15 protein-coding genes are annotated in these 16,212 nt (G+C 45.4%); 9 read left to right on the forward strand and 6 right to left on the reverse strand.

Translation table 11 applies throughout. The features are described 5' to 3' along the window. The first annotated feature begins 34 nt into the window (after positions 1–34). Together selB and FE392_RS03305 are read left to right on the forward strand one after the other, a co-directional pair. A complete protein-coding gene (gene selB, locus FE392_RS03300; RefSeq protein ID WP_319928805.1) occupies positions 35–2,038 on the forward strand; it encodes a selenocysteine-specific translation elongation factor in 2,004 nt (667 codons plus the stop codon). Positions 2,039–2,176: 138 nt separating this feature from the next. Next, a complete protein-coding gene (locus FE392_RS03305; protein WP_319928806.1) occupies positions 2,177–3,823 on the forward strand; it encodes an LTA synthase family protein in 1,647 nt (548 codons plus the stop codon). Positions 3,824–3,918: 95 nt separating this feature from the next. Here FE392_RS03305 and FE392_RS03310 read toward each other — a convergent pair whose 3' ends face one another. Further along, on the reverse strand, positions 3,919–4,581 hold the full coding sequence (locus tag FE392_RS03310) for a helix-turn-helix transcriptional regulator (RefSeq protein ID WP_319928807.1): 663 nt from the start codon (positions 4,579–4,581) through the stop codon (positions 3,919–3,921). 93 nt (positions 4,582–4,674) lie between these two features. On the opposite strand from FE392_RS03310, the gene FE392_RS03315 reads away from it, so the two are divergent. The 5 genes from FE392_RS03315 to FE392_RS03335 all read left to right on the forward strand — a co-directional run bounded on the left by FE392_RS03315 (position 4,675) and on the right by FE392_RS03335 (position 9,909). Beyond that, positions 4,675–6,087, forward strand: a complete 1,413-nt coding sequence (locus FE392_RS03315; RefSeq protein ID WP_319928808.1) for an MFS transporter — start codon at positions 4,675–4,677, stop codon at positions 6,085–6,087. Between the two features lie 111 nt (positions 6,088–6,198). After that, the gene (locus tag FE392_RS03320) at positions 6,199–7,284 is read left to right on the forward strand and encodes a TPM domain-containing protein (RefSeq protein WP_319928809.1); all 1,086 of its coding nucleotides are present in this window, start codon (positions 6,199–6,201) and stop codon (positions 7,282–7,284) included. Between the two features lie 194 nt (positions 7,285–7,478). Further along, positions 7,479–8,132: a glutathione S-transferase family protein gene (locus FE392_RS03325; RefSeq protein ID WP_319928810.1), complete on the forward strand. Its 654-nt coding sequence runs from the start codon at positions 7,479–7,481 to the stop codon at positions 8,130–8,132. 171 nt (positions 8,133–8,303) lie between these two features. Then, a complete protein-coding gene (locus tag FE392_RS03330; RefSeq protein WP_439153455.1) occupies positions 8,304–8,630 on the forward strand; it encodes a helix-turn-helix domain-containing protein in 327 nt (108 codons plus the stop codon). Beyond that, complete coding sequence (locus tag FE392_RS03335) at positions 8,620–9,909, forward strand: type II toxin-antitoxin system HipA family toxin (RefSeq protein ID WP_319928811.1); 1,290 nt, start codon at positions 8,620–8,622, stop codon at positions 9,907–9,909. The genes FE392_RS03330 and FE392_RS03335 overlap by 11 nt, the downstream gene beginning before the upstream one ends. Positions 9,910–10,021: 112 nt before the next feature. Here FE392_RS03335 and FE392_RS03340 read toward each other — a convergent pair whose 3' ends face one another. Both FE392_RS03340 and FE392_RS03345 read right to left on the reverse strand, forming a co-directional pair. Next, positions 10,022–10,558, reverse strand: a complete 537-nt coding sequence (locus tag FE392_RS03340) for a hypothetical protein (RefSeq protein WP_319928812.1) — start codon at positions 10,556–10,558, stop codon at positions 10,022–10,024. Positions 10,559–10,759: 201 nt separating this feature from the next. Then, entirely contained in the window at positions 10,760–11,623 is an 864-nt protein-coding gene (locus FE392_RS03345) for a YicC/YloC family endoribonuclease (RefSeq protein WP_319928813.1), read from the reverse strand. 125 nt (positions 11,624–11,748) lie between these two features. Between FE392_RS03345 and rph the strand changes: the two genes are divergently transcribed. Then, entirely contained in the window at positions 11,749–12,492 is a 744-nt protein-coding gene (gene rph, locus FE392_RS03350) for a ribonuclease PH (RefSeq protein ID WP_319928814.1), read from the forward strand. Between the two features lie 96 nt (positions 12,493–12,588). Continuing rightward, a complete protein-coding gene (gene pyrE / locus FE392_RS03355) occupies positions 12,589–13,230 on the forward strand; it encodes an orotate phosphoribosyltransferase (protein WP_319928815.1) in 642 nt (213 codons plus the stop codon). Positions 13,231–13,512: 282 nt separating this feature from the next. On the opposite strand, the gene slmA is transcribed toward pyrE, so the two are convergent. The 3 genes from slmA to coaBC form a co-directional block, all read right to left on the reverse strand. Continuing rightward, a complete protein-coding gene (slmA, locus tag FE392_RS03360) occupies positions 13,513–14,112 on the reverse strand; it encodes a nucleoid occlusion factor SlmA (RefSeq protein WP_319928816.1) in 600 nt (199 codons plus the stop codon). A gap of 140 nt (positions 14,113–14,252) precedes the next feature. Further along, the gene (dut, locus tag FE392_RS03365; RefSeq protein ID WP_319928817.1) at positions 14,253–14,711 is read right to left on the reverse strand and encodes a dUTP diphosphatase; all 459 of its coding nucleotides are present in this window, start codon (positions 14,709–14,711) and stop codon (positions 14,253–14,255) included. Then, entirely contained in the window at positions 14,689–15,933 is a 1,245-nt protein-coding gene (gene coaBC, locus FE392_RS03370; RefSeq protein WP_319928818.1) for a bifunctional phosphopantothenoylcysteine decarboxylase/phosphopantothenate--cysteine ligase CoaBC, read from the reverse strand. The genes dut and coaBC overlap by 23 nt, the downstream gene beginning before the upstream one ends. Positions 15,934–16,212: the final 279 nt, after the last annotated feature.

Below are 16,212 nucleotides of genomic sequence, written 5' to 3' on the forward strand. Positions count from 1 at the left end.
AAAAAACGTCGCTATAAAAATAGGCGCAATGACTATGATTTTTGCCACTGCGGGACATGTCGATCACGGTAAAACGACATTAATTCAAGCTATTACAGGTGTTGATACAACCCATTTGCCGGAAGAGAAAAAGCGGGGTATGACCATCGATCTCGGCTACGCCTACTGGCCGCAGCCGGATGGTTCTTCAGTGGGCTTTGTTGATGTCCCGGGGCATGAAAAATTCTTGTCCAATATGCTGGCGGGAATGGGAGGAATTGAGCATATCCTGCTGGTTGTGGCTTGTGATGATGGTGTGATGGCCCAAACGCGGGAACATCTGGCGATTTTACGCTTACTCGGGCGGCCTGATATCACGGTTGTGCTGACCAAAGCGGATTGTGTAGAACAGTCGCGGGTTGAAGAGGTTCGGCAAGAGGTGACACAGTTGCTGGATTCACAAAGTTGGCCTGCTGCACCGTTGTTTGTCACGGCTGCTACTGGTGAAGGCATCATCCCACTGAGAGAGCATTTACTGTCCATTCATCAATCCAGTTTCATCCACCATTCCGATCTCGTAACTTCATCAAGCCCTGCACATCAACATGCTTCTCTTCTTGAAAATCCACAGCATGCAAAAGTTCATCACCGTTTTCGTCTGGCTATCGATCGGGTTTTTACCGTTAAAGGCGCGGGGATTGTGGTCACGGGAACGGCGCTGGCAGGGTGTGTCAGCGTTGGTGATACTTTGTGGCTGAGCGGGTGTGATCAAACGGTCAGGGTTCGGGGTTTGCATGCCCAGAATCAATCCACTGAACATGCACAGGCTGGGCAACGCATTGCATTGAATATCGCCGGTAATATCAGCAAGGAGCAGATTTCCCGTGGTGATTGGCTGTTGTTGCAAAAACCATTGTTGCAAAAACCATTGTTGCAAAAACCGTTGCCGCTCCAATCAACGCTCGCGGTGACCAGAGTTCTGGTTGAAATTGAAACTGATGTGCCGCTGCAAAATTGGCAATCCTTGCATATTCATCATGCTGCCAGCCATATCACCGGACGGGTGTCATTACTCGATTCATTGACGGGCAATTCACTGACCGATAGCACGATATTGGCTGAGTTGGTGTTGGATAAGCCTTTGTGGCTGGTGGAGAATGACCGTTTGATATTGCGTGATATCAGCGCCAAGAGAACGCTGGCGGGGGCTCGGGTCATTCATTTGGCTCCCCCGCGCAGGGGCAAGCGGCAAGCGGAATTTTTGCACTGGTTGTCTCAATTGGCTCGGGCGGGCAGCCACGCGGATAGTCTCTCTGTATATTTGCCGCGCGGGGCGTTATCTCTCAGTCATTTTGCCTGGGCGCGTCAATTGACAGAAAGCCAGCTAAACGGTTTGCTGGCAGAAATGGACATGGTGATTGCGGGAGGTTGGGCATTATCACGGCATCATGCGGCGCTGGCAGAACAAAAAATCGTGCAGGTTTTGGCGGATTATCACGAAAAACATGCAGATCAGCTGGGAGTGAGTAAAGCCCGCCTGAAACGGATGGCATTACCTTCATTGGATGAAACTCTTGTTTATACCTTAATCAGTCGATTGCTTGAACGTAACGGCTTGAAGCAAACCCACGGCTTGTTGCACCTGCCTGAACATGGTTTGGCGTTTACCTCCGATCAGGTTGTTCTTTGGGCAAAAGCTGAACCGTATTTTAAAAATAAATTGCACCTTGAAAATGAAGCATGGTGGGTGCGCGATTTGGCAACGGAAATGGGAGAAGATGAAGAGGCCATGCGTGTTCTTCTGCGAAAAGCTGCCCAATTGGGGTTAATTATCGCCATTGTGTCAGATCGTTATTACCATCGTCAGCGCATACTGCAATTTGCTGACTGCATCCGTCAATATGATCAGGATAAAGGAGGAATAACGGCTATCGACTTTAGAAATGAATTAGGTATCGGCCGAAAATTGGCTATCCAAATCCTGGAATTTTTCGACCGGGCAGGGTTTACCCGTAGAAAGGCCGATTTACATGTTTTGCGGGATGAGGACGTTTTTTAAATCAAGCCATTGAACTCCTTTAGAACCAAGGTGTCTTCATTGAGCAAACGTGCTGAATTTTATTGGCTATTTATTTGGCAATCCAGCGATTTTCATCGGGGATGTCAAACATGAACCCATGTGTGGACTCAATAAAGTATGAAGAAAAAGATAATCTCTGGGATTTATCTTGGATTGCTGTTGGTTGCTTCCTTGATATTGGTATTTGAAAAGGGCAGTGATATTTATCCTGCATTAATATCTGTTGGTGTGTTTGGCATCATCTTTGGGCTGGTTTTCCTGATTTCAGCACGTTGGTTATTTTCAGCGGTATTGACCGGAACTCTGTTTATTATCCTCAAATTTCTCAATCAAATAAAAGTCCATTACTACAAAGAGCAACTGCTGTTTTCCGATTTGAATGTCATGTTAGATCCTTCAAATCAGGAAACCTTGCGCCATTATTGGTTGGCGGGCATTGCGGTAGCCGGGATGGTTGTCTGGTTGATATTCAACATGGTATTGGGTTGGAAACACGCGTCTTCTGCGCGTGGTATCAAGTGGCGCATTGCCAGCATTGTTCTGGTGGCAGCCAGTTTTTGGGGCATTAATCTGACCGTCAATGCGTATCATGCCCAGTGGCAGGGAGAGTTGCCGAAAGGGCGGGGAACGATGACCAACATGGTTATGTCAGCGATGGATGCAAAATATCAGCCACCGACATTTGGTACATCTGCTGACTATTTCTTGCAACAGGCGCAACAAATTACTTTGCCAGCCGTGCAAGCTGATGTGAAGCCTGACATCGTTGTGTTATTGCAAGAATCCACGGTTAACCCCGAACTGTACCAATTGCCCGCGAATGTGAAATTGCCGCCGTTTTATATGTTCCAGCGTGATGCGGGAGTCAGCGCCCAAAGCCCTCTCAGGGTACAAACCTTTGGCGGCGGTACTTGGTTATCTGAATTTTCTGTTTTGACCGGATTGAATACCGATGATTTTGGTTCCCGTAAAAACGGGGTGTTTTACTTTGTCGTTGATCATCTGCAAAACAGCTTATTCCGTGCGATGAAAGAGAACGGTTATTACACCGTTGTGCTGACACCATTTAATAAATCAGCTTACCACGCAGGATATGCTTACAAGGCATTGGGGGTTGATAGGATTATCCAGCCGCAGGAGTTGGGGTATCCCGCCAGCGTGGATGAAAATCTGTGGACGATCCCGACACAGGATATGCTGTCTTACGTGAAAGCTATTCTGACGAAAGAGACAGACAAGCCAATTTTTATTTTTTCCCTGACAATGTATGAACATGGCCCTTATGAAGAAAGCCACCATGACGATTATGGTTTGGCGGGTAACGTTGAACGTTCAACGGCAGTCGGTAAATTTAGCCACTATATGGAAAAAATCCGCGCTTCTGATCCCGCAATCAAGGATTTCAGCGAGTTTGTTGCCAAACGTGATAAGCCGACGGTTTTCCTCTATTTTGGTGATCATCAGCCGAGTATTCACTTTGAGCATTATCACACGGCCCTCTCTGATCCCGCTCATATTACCCAATTTACCATGCGGGATAACTTGCAACAGGGCGCTCCCATCACAACAGGCAAACTGACCGATATTTCGTTCCTCGGCGGAATGATTCTCGAACGTGCCCGTTTGGATGCTCCACCATTTTATCAGGCTAACATCGCCATGCGTCATTTGTGTGACGGAGCCTTGAATGATTGCCCGGATGGTGCGCTGGTCGAGAGCTATAAACACTATATTTATCAGCGGCTGGGTGTAGCGGGTAGATAATCACTTTCACACCTCTGCTGCCAGTAATTCAGTCTGGCAGCAGAGGTGTTCGTGACGATTTCAATCGGGCAGCATTTGTATGGGCAATAAAGCGTTTATTCACTATCAAGTGGTGTGATGCGGTAGACACAGCGCCTGCCACCACTGAGGATGTATTCGATTCTTTTCACATCAGCCTGCAAAATCTCATTAAAAATCTTTAATTCTGCCCGGCAGAAGCCCTGACATGTTTTTGCTGCACTACAAATTGGGCAGTGATTTTCATAAAACAGAATATCCCCGTTATCTTCAACAGAATAGTGAGCCATATAACCTTCCTGGCAACGGATCGCAACCAGACGTTCTACCTTTTTCTGTAGGTCTGTAATGCCAGCCATCGCTGTTTGGTAATTGGCAAACGTTTCTTTTTCACGGGCGCTGACAATTGTATCAATAGCTGTTTCGCCCAATTGGTTGCGAATAATCGCAATTAATTGGGTTGTTAATTCAGCATGGGCATCAGGGAATCTAGCATGGCCTTTCTCCGTAAGATGCCAAAGTTGTATTGGGCGGCCGACCCCTCTCGCTTCTGATTTCGCCTCGACTAGCCCGTCTTTAGCCAGTTTTACAAATTGTTGACGGGCTGCTTCTCCAGTTGTTCCCAATAATTTGCCGGCATCAGAGGCTTGTAAGGCACCTTGAGTTTTTAGCAGCATTAATAACTTATCACTCACTGTGTGCCCAGCGATTATATTAAATTCCAAGTCTGAGCTTGACATATTCCTGATCCCAACATTAATTTATTCCAAGATTTAGCTTGTTTAATTTAACGTAAGACTTTTCATAACTCAACCTGTGTTCAGGACAAAATCATGATAATAGCTGAGGAAGGCCGCTGGAAAGACCTGTTTTCCAGTAAAAATGCGCCAAGTGCGATAGCACTTTCATTGGGTGTCTGTTTAATGGCAACGAACACCTTAATTGCGGTTACTATTCTGCCCTCTGTAGTAAACGATATTGGTGGTTTGAATCTCTATGCCTGGAATACGACACTGTTTGTCATGGCATCAATCATCGGCTCTATTCTTTCTGCGAAGTTACTGAGTGTATCAGGCGCAAGAAATGCTTATTTGATCGCGGCCCTTATTTTCCTCGTTGGTAGTTTTGCTTGCACAGTCGCACCGACGATGGAGGTGATGCTGATTGGAAGAACTATTCAGGGTCTTGGTGGCGGATTTTTGTTTGCTTTGTCCTATGCGATGATAAATCTGGTATTTGAAGAATCCCTCTGGACGCGGGCGATGGCCTTGATTTCGGGCGTGTGGGGCGTGGCAACCCTAATCGGGCCGGCTATAGGCGGCATTTTTGCCGAAATGAACGCATGGCGCTATGCGTTTGGCATTATGGTGCCCATTCTTTTGTTGTACGCCATATTTACCTATCTGATTTTGCCGAAAAAACAGGAACAGGATAAAACCAATACGCCATTACCGCTTGTGCAGCTGATCTTACTGTCGGTTGCGGTGCTGTCGGTTTCATCAGGGAGCTTGTCCCAAGATGTTCGAATGAATATTTTGGGCATTGTTGTGGCCGTGATATTGGTATCATTGCTGGTTATCTATGAACGTCGCACTTCAGCAAGATTATTGCCTGAAAACGCCCTGAGCCTGCGTTCTCCCCATCTGATTTTATTTCTCACCATATTGCTGCTGGTCGTTGGCCTGTCATGTGATGTTTTTGTTCCTTATTTCCTGCAAATTTTGCACGGGCTATCTCCTCTGGTTTCCGGTTATATGGTTGCGACCGCAGCGCTTGGCTGGACAATAGGAGAGATGCTCAGTGCCAGTTGGCAAGGTGCTAAAATGAGATTTGCCATAATAAGTGGCCCCGTTTTCATGTTTTTTGGCATGTTGCTATTGCTTGCATTATTGCCTTACCCATCGGCCGGCGAGTGGCAAATTATACTGTCGATCGTTTTAGGCTTGGGAATATTTGGATTCGGCATCGGCTTTGGCTGGCCTCATCTTTTGACTCGCATTTTGCAGGTTTCCAGTGACGCTGATAAGAATATTGCCGGTTCATCCATCACTACCGTGCAGTTATTCGCCACTGCATTTGGCTCGGCACTGGGCGGTATGATAGTCAATTTATTCGGATTTTATCAGCCGGGAGGAGCCGAAGGTGCATCCACTTCTTCCCACTGGTTGATTCTGATCTTAGCGATTACGCCAATACTGGCATTGTTGACAGCAATCCAATCAGCAAAAATCAAAGAAGGGAAATAAGTCTATCAGCAGCGGCATTACGTAAAAAGAATGCCGCTTTATTAGACGTAATGGGATATATCCCTATAATATTGGCAATTGATAGTGAGAAGAAATAACCAAGGATATTTGATGTCAGTAATTGCCCATATACCAAAGGATGGTTGTAGTACCAGCATGATACAGCCGATAAGTCGTTATATTTCTATGATTAAACACGTTGCTATCCTGTTTTTACTGCTTATCGGAATAGGAAATGTATCCGCCAAAGAACTAAACCAAGAAACAACCCCTGTTGAGATCCCCACCTTAAGCAAACACGTAGTAGACACCGCCAATGCTCTGACCAAAGAAGAGAAACAGCGCCTGACCCGTAAGCTGAAAAAATTGCAGTTAGAAGAAAAGGTGCAGATGGCTGTTTTGATTATCCCGACACTTGGTGGCGAGACGGTTGAAGCTTTCTCTTCCCGTGTCTTCGACAAATGGAAGCTGGGCAGTAAAGAACACAATGATGGCATCTTATTTTTGGTTGCATCTGCTGACCATCAAATGCGTATTTCCGTGGGTTCTGGTTTAGAGCGTAAATTAACCGATGGTAAAATTGCACGCATTTTGCGTCAGGATGTTAAACCAGCATTTAAAGAAGACGCTTATTTCGAAGGGCTCAGCAATTCGATTGATTCCATCGAAACATTGCTGAAACAGCCGGGACAAATGGAAACACCGAGTGAGATTTCAAAAAACATTCCGGCTGTTGAAGAAGATAATGCATCATCTGGCAGCTTATCCGGAAAAGATCTCACCGCTCCATTAGTGCTTTATTTGCTGGGTATGATATCCCTGCCATTGGTGGTTTTCCGCGAAGGACATTGGGCTAAGCGTTTCCTCAAAAGCACCCTGACTGTCGCTGTTGTTACATTTGTATTAAGCCTTGTTGGTGTCTTTCCTCCTTTGTCTCTTTGGTATTACCTGCTCATTTTTCTGCTGCCGGTCATTTTGGCCCTTTTGGTTATTTTCTCACTATTGTCGCTGGTGGGAGGAATGGTCAAAAAACTTTTTGGTGGCCTGTTTGGTGGTTCAAATTCCCAAACTCAAGCTCCGATTGCTCCGACTGACAGTATAAAAATAAAAAATGACGATGACAGCGATGATGATAACGATCGCTTTATCGGAGGCGGCGGCAAAAGTGAGGGTGGCGGCGCTTCAGGCAGTTGGTGATTTTTGCATAATGGTGGGGAGTTATCCCCACCGATCGTTTAATGACATTCTGAATAATGCATCTTTTGGGTTAAACATAATTCATTACAATAGGTTATATGCTTTTTGTCCTAAATGATTAAGCTGTGGGGATATTATTAAAATATGCCCACAGAATTTAATTTGATGCGGGATGTATTATTATGGGGTGCTCTATGAACCAACCTTATACATTATTTGGTTGCCAGAATTGTGGCTCAACTATTGTTGCAGCAGCATTGCAATTGACCGGATTGGCGTGGAATTATGAAGAGGCTGACTATGATGTGGATAGCCCTGCAAGAGACAGACTATTTGCATTAAATCCTCTTGGTCAGGTTCCGACGTTGGTATTGCCAAATAATGAAATTATGACAGAAAGTGCGGCAATTATCTTGTGGTTACATGAACAAGCCCCGCAGGCCAAATTAGTACCTTCCCGCGGCTCAAGCCTGTATCCCTATTTTTTGCGCTGGCTGATGTTTATCAATACCGCAATTTATCCAACCTTTACGTATGGGGATTTTCCGGCTAAATGGCTGCCCCAAAATACGCATCCAGAACAATTGGAAGAAGGAATTTCTCCTCATCGTCAAAAATTATGGTTGCAGCTTGCTTCCGCTTCCAGCCACTCAGGGCCGTGGTTTCTCGGTGAAAACTTCAGTGCATTGGATCTATACATAACGGTGATGTGTAATTGGAAACCGGGTCGGAGTTGGTTTAAACAGCATTGCCCTAAGTTAATTGAAGTTGCTGAACGTGTTGAGAATATGTCGGAGTTGAATGCCTTACTTTGCACAGATTTCAGCCAGAACATTTCTAAACCGTGAATATTTTTCGGGGCTGAAATAACCTTCGTTCAGGATTTCAAACGTGCATTTGAAATGACGGCGCATTTGAAATTATCTACCTGTAACGTGTTCATCATCTGAATTTTGTCAGCAACACGCATCCCTATTTATGGATACAATAGTATCCATAAAAGCCATTTTAAAGCTATAATGGATATTATAGTATCCAATATTGGGGAAGCCATGAGCCGTTTCTTGCTCCTGGATGATGTCGATGTCCAACATGCTTTTGCCAAACACCTTCGCGGCCTCCGTAAGCAAGCTAAACTCTCACGAGAGGCGTTGGCTAAACGGAGTTGCGTACCTGCTGCAACCATTAAAAAATTCGAGCTGACCGGGCAGATATCCTTTCGCCAGCTATTGTTGCTTTGGCAAAGTTTGGATGATTTACAACGCCTTTTTGAACTGACACAAGCGCAGAGCGACAAACCCTTCATGCCAACCTCAATTGAAGAGGTATTAAAATATGACGTTTAAGCCAATTCAAAAATTAGATGTTATGCGCACGCTATCATCGGGTGAGCGTATAAATGTTGGCGTGATGGCGCAAAACAGCAAGGAAGTGTTTTTTCAATATGATGCGCAATATATTGAGCAATACGGTAATTTATCTCCTTTTTCGCTGAAAAAGACTACAGAATTACAGATTGCACCTAGAACGCCACATCAAGGTATTCATGGTGTATTTGGGGACTGTTTACCTGATGGATGGGGAATGTTATTGCAAGACCGCATTTTTCGCCAACATGGTATGCTACCGACTCAAATCACGGCAATGGATCGGTTAGCTTTTGTTGGTCATCATGCCATTGGCGCATTATCTTTTGAGCCGATTTCTGATTTCGCTATCGAGCAAACTGGTGACATTGATTTGGCAACGATGGGGCTGCAAGCACAAGCTCTATTTGATGGTCAGACAGATGAAGTACTTTCTGCATTAGTTGCCGCCGGTAGTTCTGGTGGTGCCCGACCGAAAGCCCAAATTTACTTATCACAGGGTGATATAACGCACTGTCGCACGAGAGCCAATCAAGGTGATCAAGCGTGGTTGATCAAGTTTACTTCACAGAACCTGCCATTAGGACATGAAGAAGGCTTGTGTGAGGCGGCCTATTTAAGTATGGCTGAAAAAGCAGGGCTTGAACCACCAAATTGGCAACTGTTTTCTGTACCGACATCAAATGGTATCAGGCATTGGTTGGCTGTGAAGCGTTTCGATTGGGTGAATAATGCAATATCAGCAGGACGTTATCACATGCACAGTGCCTGTGGATTATTAGATGCGGATTTTCGTGCACCGACATTGGATTATGAAGACTTGATAAAAGCAAGCCGTCAGCTTTGTAAATCTCCCGCTGCCGGGCAACTACAATTTAGCCGATCCATGTTTAATTTATTTGCTGGGAATCAAGATGACCATAGTAAAAATTGGTCTTTCTTGCAGGACGATGATGGCAATTGGGAGCCGGCTCCTTTTTATGATGCAACGTTTAGTCCACACCCGTTTGGTGAACATGCCACAGCATTTGCAGGCTTCGGTAAGAGCCCTCCATTAAGAACCATACAGAAACTCGCCACCCATGCTGGTTTTTCCAGCTGGAAACAAGCGCAATTAGCTATTGGAGAAGTGGTAGAGTCACTTTCTGAATTTAAGCATGTTGCTGCACAACTGGGTATAAAAGCAGAAACGATTAAGTTGATAGGTAATCAATTAGATATCTTCTGGCAGCAAAACAAGCAATTGTTGAAGCCATAGCTTAATTTCCTATACCGGAAATAAAAATCCCCAACAAGAGAGTCATGCAACGCTCAAGTGGGGTTAATGTTACTTTTCACCGATTCAGTGAGAAAATCAGGCTGAAAAGAGATTAATGCTGAGGAATTGGATATTTCAGTTCAATTTCAGGAGCGTCGGGTAAAAACCTGCCTGAACGCGCCATTGCGTAACCTAATACTTCTTCTGGAGTGAGCTCAACATCTAATTCGTCATCTTGAAACCAATCATTAGGCCAAAAAACAAGATCTGAAATATTGATATTCGAGAAATTTATTTCCAGTAAATCTTTCGCGTAATACACATGGGGATCAGGATTGCTTGTTTCAAAGAAGACATTGATTAGCTCAATGGCTTCATGAAAGCTCAGGTCTTCAATATATTTTATTTTATAAAACGCGGAGTGAATAAAACTTTCATTGTCAGTGTAGGAATGCAAATCTCGGAACTCATGAAATTCAAACTCTCGGCTGGCATTTTTATTCCATTCATTGATGAGCTCTTGAGTCTCCGGAGCATTCTTATTGTTATGATCGAATATCTTATCTTCGATTTGAGTCAGCAGCGCATCCATTCTTTCATATTCTTCTACCTTTGGTTTATAGGGCATTAATCGCTGAGGGATTGGCATAGTGAGTTACCTTTTCTTGTCTTGTTTTAATAAGCTGTTGTTATAACGAAATTATTTATTGAGGTATCAATATGTCGAAATCCCAGCGGAAATAAAACATGACGTACTTTTCTGGTAAGCCATACAATCCCCTGATACAAAAAAGCCAGATATAACAATGTATATCTGGCTTTATGATTTTCTCTGAAATGCTAAGAAACGTTATTCAATATTCTGGATCTGCTCTCTCATCTGCTCAATCAGTACTTTCAGTTCAATGGCAGAGTTAGTGACGTCGGAATTAATCGATTTGGAAGCCAATGTATTTGATTCGCGGTTAAATTCCTGCATCATAAAATCCAGCCGACGGCCAACAGCTTCTTTTTTCTTCAGGATATTACGTGTTTCTTTAACGTGTGCATCAAGGCGATCCAATTCTTCCGCTACGTCAATGCGCTGTGCCAACAAAATCAGCTCTTGCTCCAGACGGTTATTTTCCAGCTGAATTTGGGCTTCTTCCAGCTTGGTCTGCAAGCGTTCGCGCTGCCATTGCAGGATTGCCGGCATTTGTTCGCGGACTTTAGTCGCTTCTACGGTGACAGCATCCAAACGTTGCTCGATAAGTGTCTTAAGTGCCTGCCCTTCGGTCTCACGGCTTTGGATAAAGGCATCCAGTGCCAAGTCCAATTCTGCCAACAATTGTGTACTGATAGCATCCAAATCTTGCTCTTCAGCGGACATCACGCCCGGCCAGCGCAGAATATCTACGGGGTTGATTTCACCCTCACCACTGTGCAATTTAACCCATTTTGCTGATTCAACCAGTTGTTTCGCCAGTTTCTCATTCAGCATTAAAGCGCCTTGAGCACGGCTATCCAGTTCAAAACGTAGGTTGCATTCTACTTTTCCGCGAGTCAGGCGGGAACGAATGCGCTCACGGATGACAGGTTCAAGGCTTCTGAATTGCTCTGGCAGGCGAATATAGGTTTCCAGATAACGTTGATTGACGGAACGCAGTTCCCATGCTGCGTTTCCCCAATCTGCCTTGATATCTCGCCGTGCAAAAGCGGTCATACTACGGATCATAACTCGTTCCCAATTTATAAAATGATGGGCAGATTATAGCGTCCCATGTAGATGCAGGATAGGCATTCGCCGAGTTAGGCCGTATAATGCGCCCCCAATAATGTTTTAACAACGGAGACCACACCATGAGCTTAGTAGGCAAGCGTCCGGCAGGAAGAACAGCAGGACAGGTGCGTCCTATTAAAATGACCCGTCATTACACCAAACATGCTGAAGGCTCAGTTCTGGTGGAATTTGGGGATACCAAAGTGTTGTGCAATGCCTCCGTTGAAGAAGGTGTTCCACGCTTCCTGAAAGGTCAGGGGCAAGGTTGGATCACGGCGGAATATGGTATGTTGCCACGGGCGACCAATAGCCGTAACGCACGTGAAGCCGCCAGAGGCAAGCAAACCGGCCGGACAATGGAAATTCAGCGTCTGATTGCACGTTCATTGCGTGCCGCTGTGGATTTGAAGAAGCTGGGCGAATTTACCATTACGCTGGACTGTGATGTGATCCAAGCGGATGGCGGTACTCGTACAGCGGCTATTTCCGGTGCCTGTGTGGCATTGGTTGATGCCTTGAATAAGCTGGTTGCAGATGGAAAACTAAAAGCAAGCCCGCTGAAATCGATGGTTGCGGCAGTTTCTGTCGGTATCGTTGAAGGAGAAGGCCTCTGTGATTTGGAGTACGTTGAAGATTCGGCAGCGGAAACAGACATGAATATCGTTATGATGGATGACGGTAGAATGATTGAAGTACAAGGTACCGCAGAAGGCGAACCCTTCAGTCATGATGAGTTGCTCTCACTGCTTTCGCTGGCAAAAGAGGGATTGGAAACTATTTTTGAAGCGCAAAGAGACGCGCTAGCGCAAGACCTATCAAGATAAAGAATTTATCAGGCGGCTGAAGAGTCGCCTTTTTTATGTCTGCAATACCTGCAATATAGTAAAGAAAAATAGCAAAGACCGAAGAGGAGAACCCCAATGAAAGCCTATCAGCGCGAATTTATTGAGCTGGCACTGGAGAAACAGGTGCTGAAATTTGGCGAGTTTACGCTGAAATCTGGCCGTAAAAGCCCGTATTTTTTCAACGCGGGGTTGTTTAATACCGGGCGTGATTTGGCGTTGATTGGTCGTTTCTATGCAGCAGCATTGCTGGATAGTGGTATTCAGTGTGATTTGTTGTTTGGGCCTGCGTATAAGGGGATCCCTATTGCAACGACCGCCGCGGTGGCACTGGCAGAACATCATGATATCGATATGCCTTATTGTTTTAATCGCAAGGAAGCCAAAGATCATGGTGAAGGTGGAACGCTGGTTGGCAGCCCGCTACAAGGCAATGTTGTGGTTGTGGATGATGTGATTACGGCAGGAACGGCTATCCGTGAATCAATGGAAATTATTAAGCAGCACGGCGCCACCCTGTCAGGAGTTATTTTGTGTCTGGATCGCCAAGAGCGTGGACGGGAAACGCTTTCTGCCATTCAGGAAGTAGAACGTGACTATCATTGTCAGGTTTTCTCCATCATTACCCTGAATGACTTGGTGAGCTACTTGCGTGAAAATCCGGAGATGCAATCGCATTTGGATGCAGTTGAAGCGTATCGTAAAGAATACGGCATCTGACGGGGAAGCAGACTGAATGCCGATAGCGGCACAGTTAGCGGTGAAAAAGTAGCTGTGAAAAAAGTTTGAAAAAAATCCCTCGCCCAAAAGTGGGCGGGGTGAGTAGTAGAAATGGTACCGCACATTATATATATATGTAGGGATACATATGGCTGGGATACCATTATTGAGCTACTTTATAGTGAACTCAATGAGTTGTGGTATGTTAACACAACTCAATAAAAAAACCGCACGTTATCATCATTCACTACATAAAAAGGAAGGTTGCAGTAGAAAGATAACTTATTGCAATTGGGTCAAGATCAATGGCCAGCGTACTTCAAACTCTGTTGTCGGGCGATAGCGGAATTCGGAGCGAACAAAGCGGGAAAGCATTCCTTCACAAAATGCCAGCAGTTGTGAGGCCAGCACGGTTTCTTCATAACTGAATCCTTGCCCATCACGGATCTTTTTCTCTTTTAAAATTTGACGAAGCTGCACTTCAATTCGTTCAAATAATTGGTTGATTCGATTTTGCAACCTGTCTTGTTCGAACATTAGGGCATGACCTGTCATGATCCGGGTTAAACCTGGATTTTTCTCTGCAAAGCCTAAAATCAGAGTGAGGATTAACCGTATGCGCGTGATGGTATCTTTTTCATCTTGCAGGATTAGGTTGATGCGTGAAATTAAAGAATCTTCAATAAACTCAATCAGGCTATCAAACATCCGGGTTTTGCTCGGAAAATGACGGTAAAGTGCTGCCTCAGAAACGCCAACGTTTGCGGCGAGTTTTGCAGTAGTAATGCGCTGGCTGCCATCACTGGATTCAAGCATATGTGCCAGTGCCTGCAAGATTTCTTCGCGTCTATTTTTCTTTTTTGTACGTTCTTTTTCTGCCATATCTGATAAAACCCCTGTAAAACAGCAAAACAAACCCTGCTATTTTTGCCCACAACATGATTGCTGAAAACGGTTTTCATCAATCACCCTGTGGGCAAAAAATATAAAAATCGGTTGACGGTATCAGGCTTTACGGAAAGTTATTGACGACCGGAATGACCAAAACCACCACTGCCGCGTTTGCTGGTTTCAAAATCTTCAACCACATTAAATTCAGCTTGTACAACGGGAACGAAAACCATTTGAGCAATACGTTCACCTGGTTCAATGGTGAATGTTGTGTTTCCACGATTCCAGACAGAAACCATCAATTGCCCCTGATAATCGGAATCGATGAGACCGACCAAATTTCCCAGAACTACACCATGTTTGTGACCCAGCCCTGAGCGAGGAAGAATAACCGCAGCCAGTTGTTCATCCGCGATATGGATAGCGATCCCGGTTGGCAGAAGTTCAGTCTGACCGGGAGCCAGCTCCACAGCATTATCCAGACAAGCACGTAAATCTAAACCCGCAGAGCCAGGTGTAGCATAAGTCGGTAAAGGAAATTCTTGCCCGATGCGGGGATCAAGGATTTTAACGTCGATTTTTTTCATCATAGCGTTTGAATATCTCGTCTAATAAGCGGTGGCTGAGTTGTAATTTACCACTGTGGGGCAAATGAACACTACCATCATGCCAGAATAGATGTAATGCATTGGTATCACTGTTGAAACCGTGTCCGGACAGGGATACATCGTTCGCGCAAATCAAGTCTAGGTGTTTTTGCTTGAGTTTTCCGCGCGCGTATTCTTCCACATTCTGGGTTTCGGCTGCAAATCCAACGACGAATGGACGATTTTTTTCCAGTGCTGCAACACTCGCTACAATGTCAGGATTTTTTATCAGGGTGAATGTCATTTCGTCACCCTGTTTTTTGATTTTTTCAGGCGCGATTTGTTTGGAACGGTAATCAGAGACGGCTGCACATCCGATAAAAATGTCTTGTGAAGTGGCTGTTGCCTGAACTTGCTCATGCATTTCCAGTGCACTTGTCACGTCAATGCGCCTGATTCCGGCTGGCGTTGGCAGATTAACCGGGCCGGAGATTAACGTAACTTTTGCCCCGCGCTCTGCTGCCGCTTGTGCAATAGAAAATCCCATTTTGCCGGAGCTGTGATTACTGATAAAACGAACGGGATCTAAGGCTTCACGGGTTGGGCCTGCGGTGATTGTGATGCTCAGGCCAGCAAAATCTTGTTGGGTGCTGAAATGTTGCGCTGCCTGTTCAATAATCGCCATAGGTTCTAACATTCTTCCCGGCCCGACATCACCGCATGCCTGATTTCCTTCATCTGGGCCCCAAATCATCACATTGCGCTCTTTCAGAACATTCAGGTTATGTTGGGTAGCGTGCGCACGATACATTTGTTGATTCATCGCCGGAGCAACCGCAATCGGCGCAGCAGAAGCCAGACAAATTGTGGTCAATAAATCATTTGCCATCCCTGCGGCCAAGCGTGCCAGCAGATCGGCAGTAGCGGGGGCAAGAATGATTAAGTCCGCCCATTTTGCCAGTTCAATATGCCCCATGGCGGCTTCAGCAGCCGGATCCAACAGATCGTCTGAAACCGGATAACCGGACACGGCTTGCAGGGTGAGTGGAGTAATGAAGGCTTTAGCTGCGGACGTCATAACGACACGTACCTGAGCACCGCGATCACGTAAACGACGTACCAGTTCGGCGGTTTTGTAAGCCGCAATGCCTCCGCTGATGCCGAGTACGATGTGTTTACCAGAAAGTTGATGACCAGATATTTGTTGGCCGGAAGATACTGTCATTTTGATTGCCCAGATGTAAGTGACGGTTCCTTAGTATTCTATCATAAGAAAATATTGAGTTGAGAATCCCTCGAGTTGCGGCATCTAAAATTAACGAATTTGCGAAGCGCTGCGCAGGCTATGAAAATGGTGCTGGCGGTGATTTTTTCATCATGGGATATTGAGCGGGTAAATATTGCAAAGAGGGCGTTTGCCACCCGGGATTAGGGATGATGCTTGATTAATGGGCATTATAGGATGGCCCGTATCGGGCAAGGGACATGGAGAGGAGAAAGTGTC

Origin of the sequence: Xenorhabdus santafensis (genome assembly GCF_033949405.1) — a bacterium.
GTDB classification, from domain to species: Bacteria; Pseudomonadota; Gammaproteobacteria; order Enterobacterales; family Enterobacteriaceae; genus Xenorhabdus; species Xenorhabdus santafensis.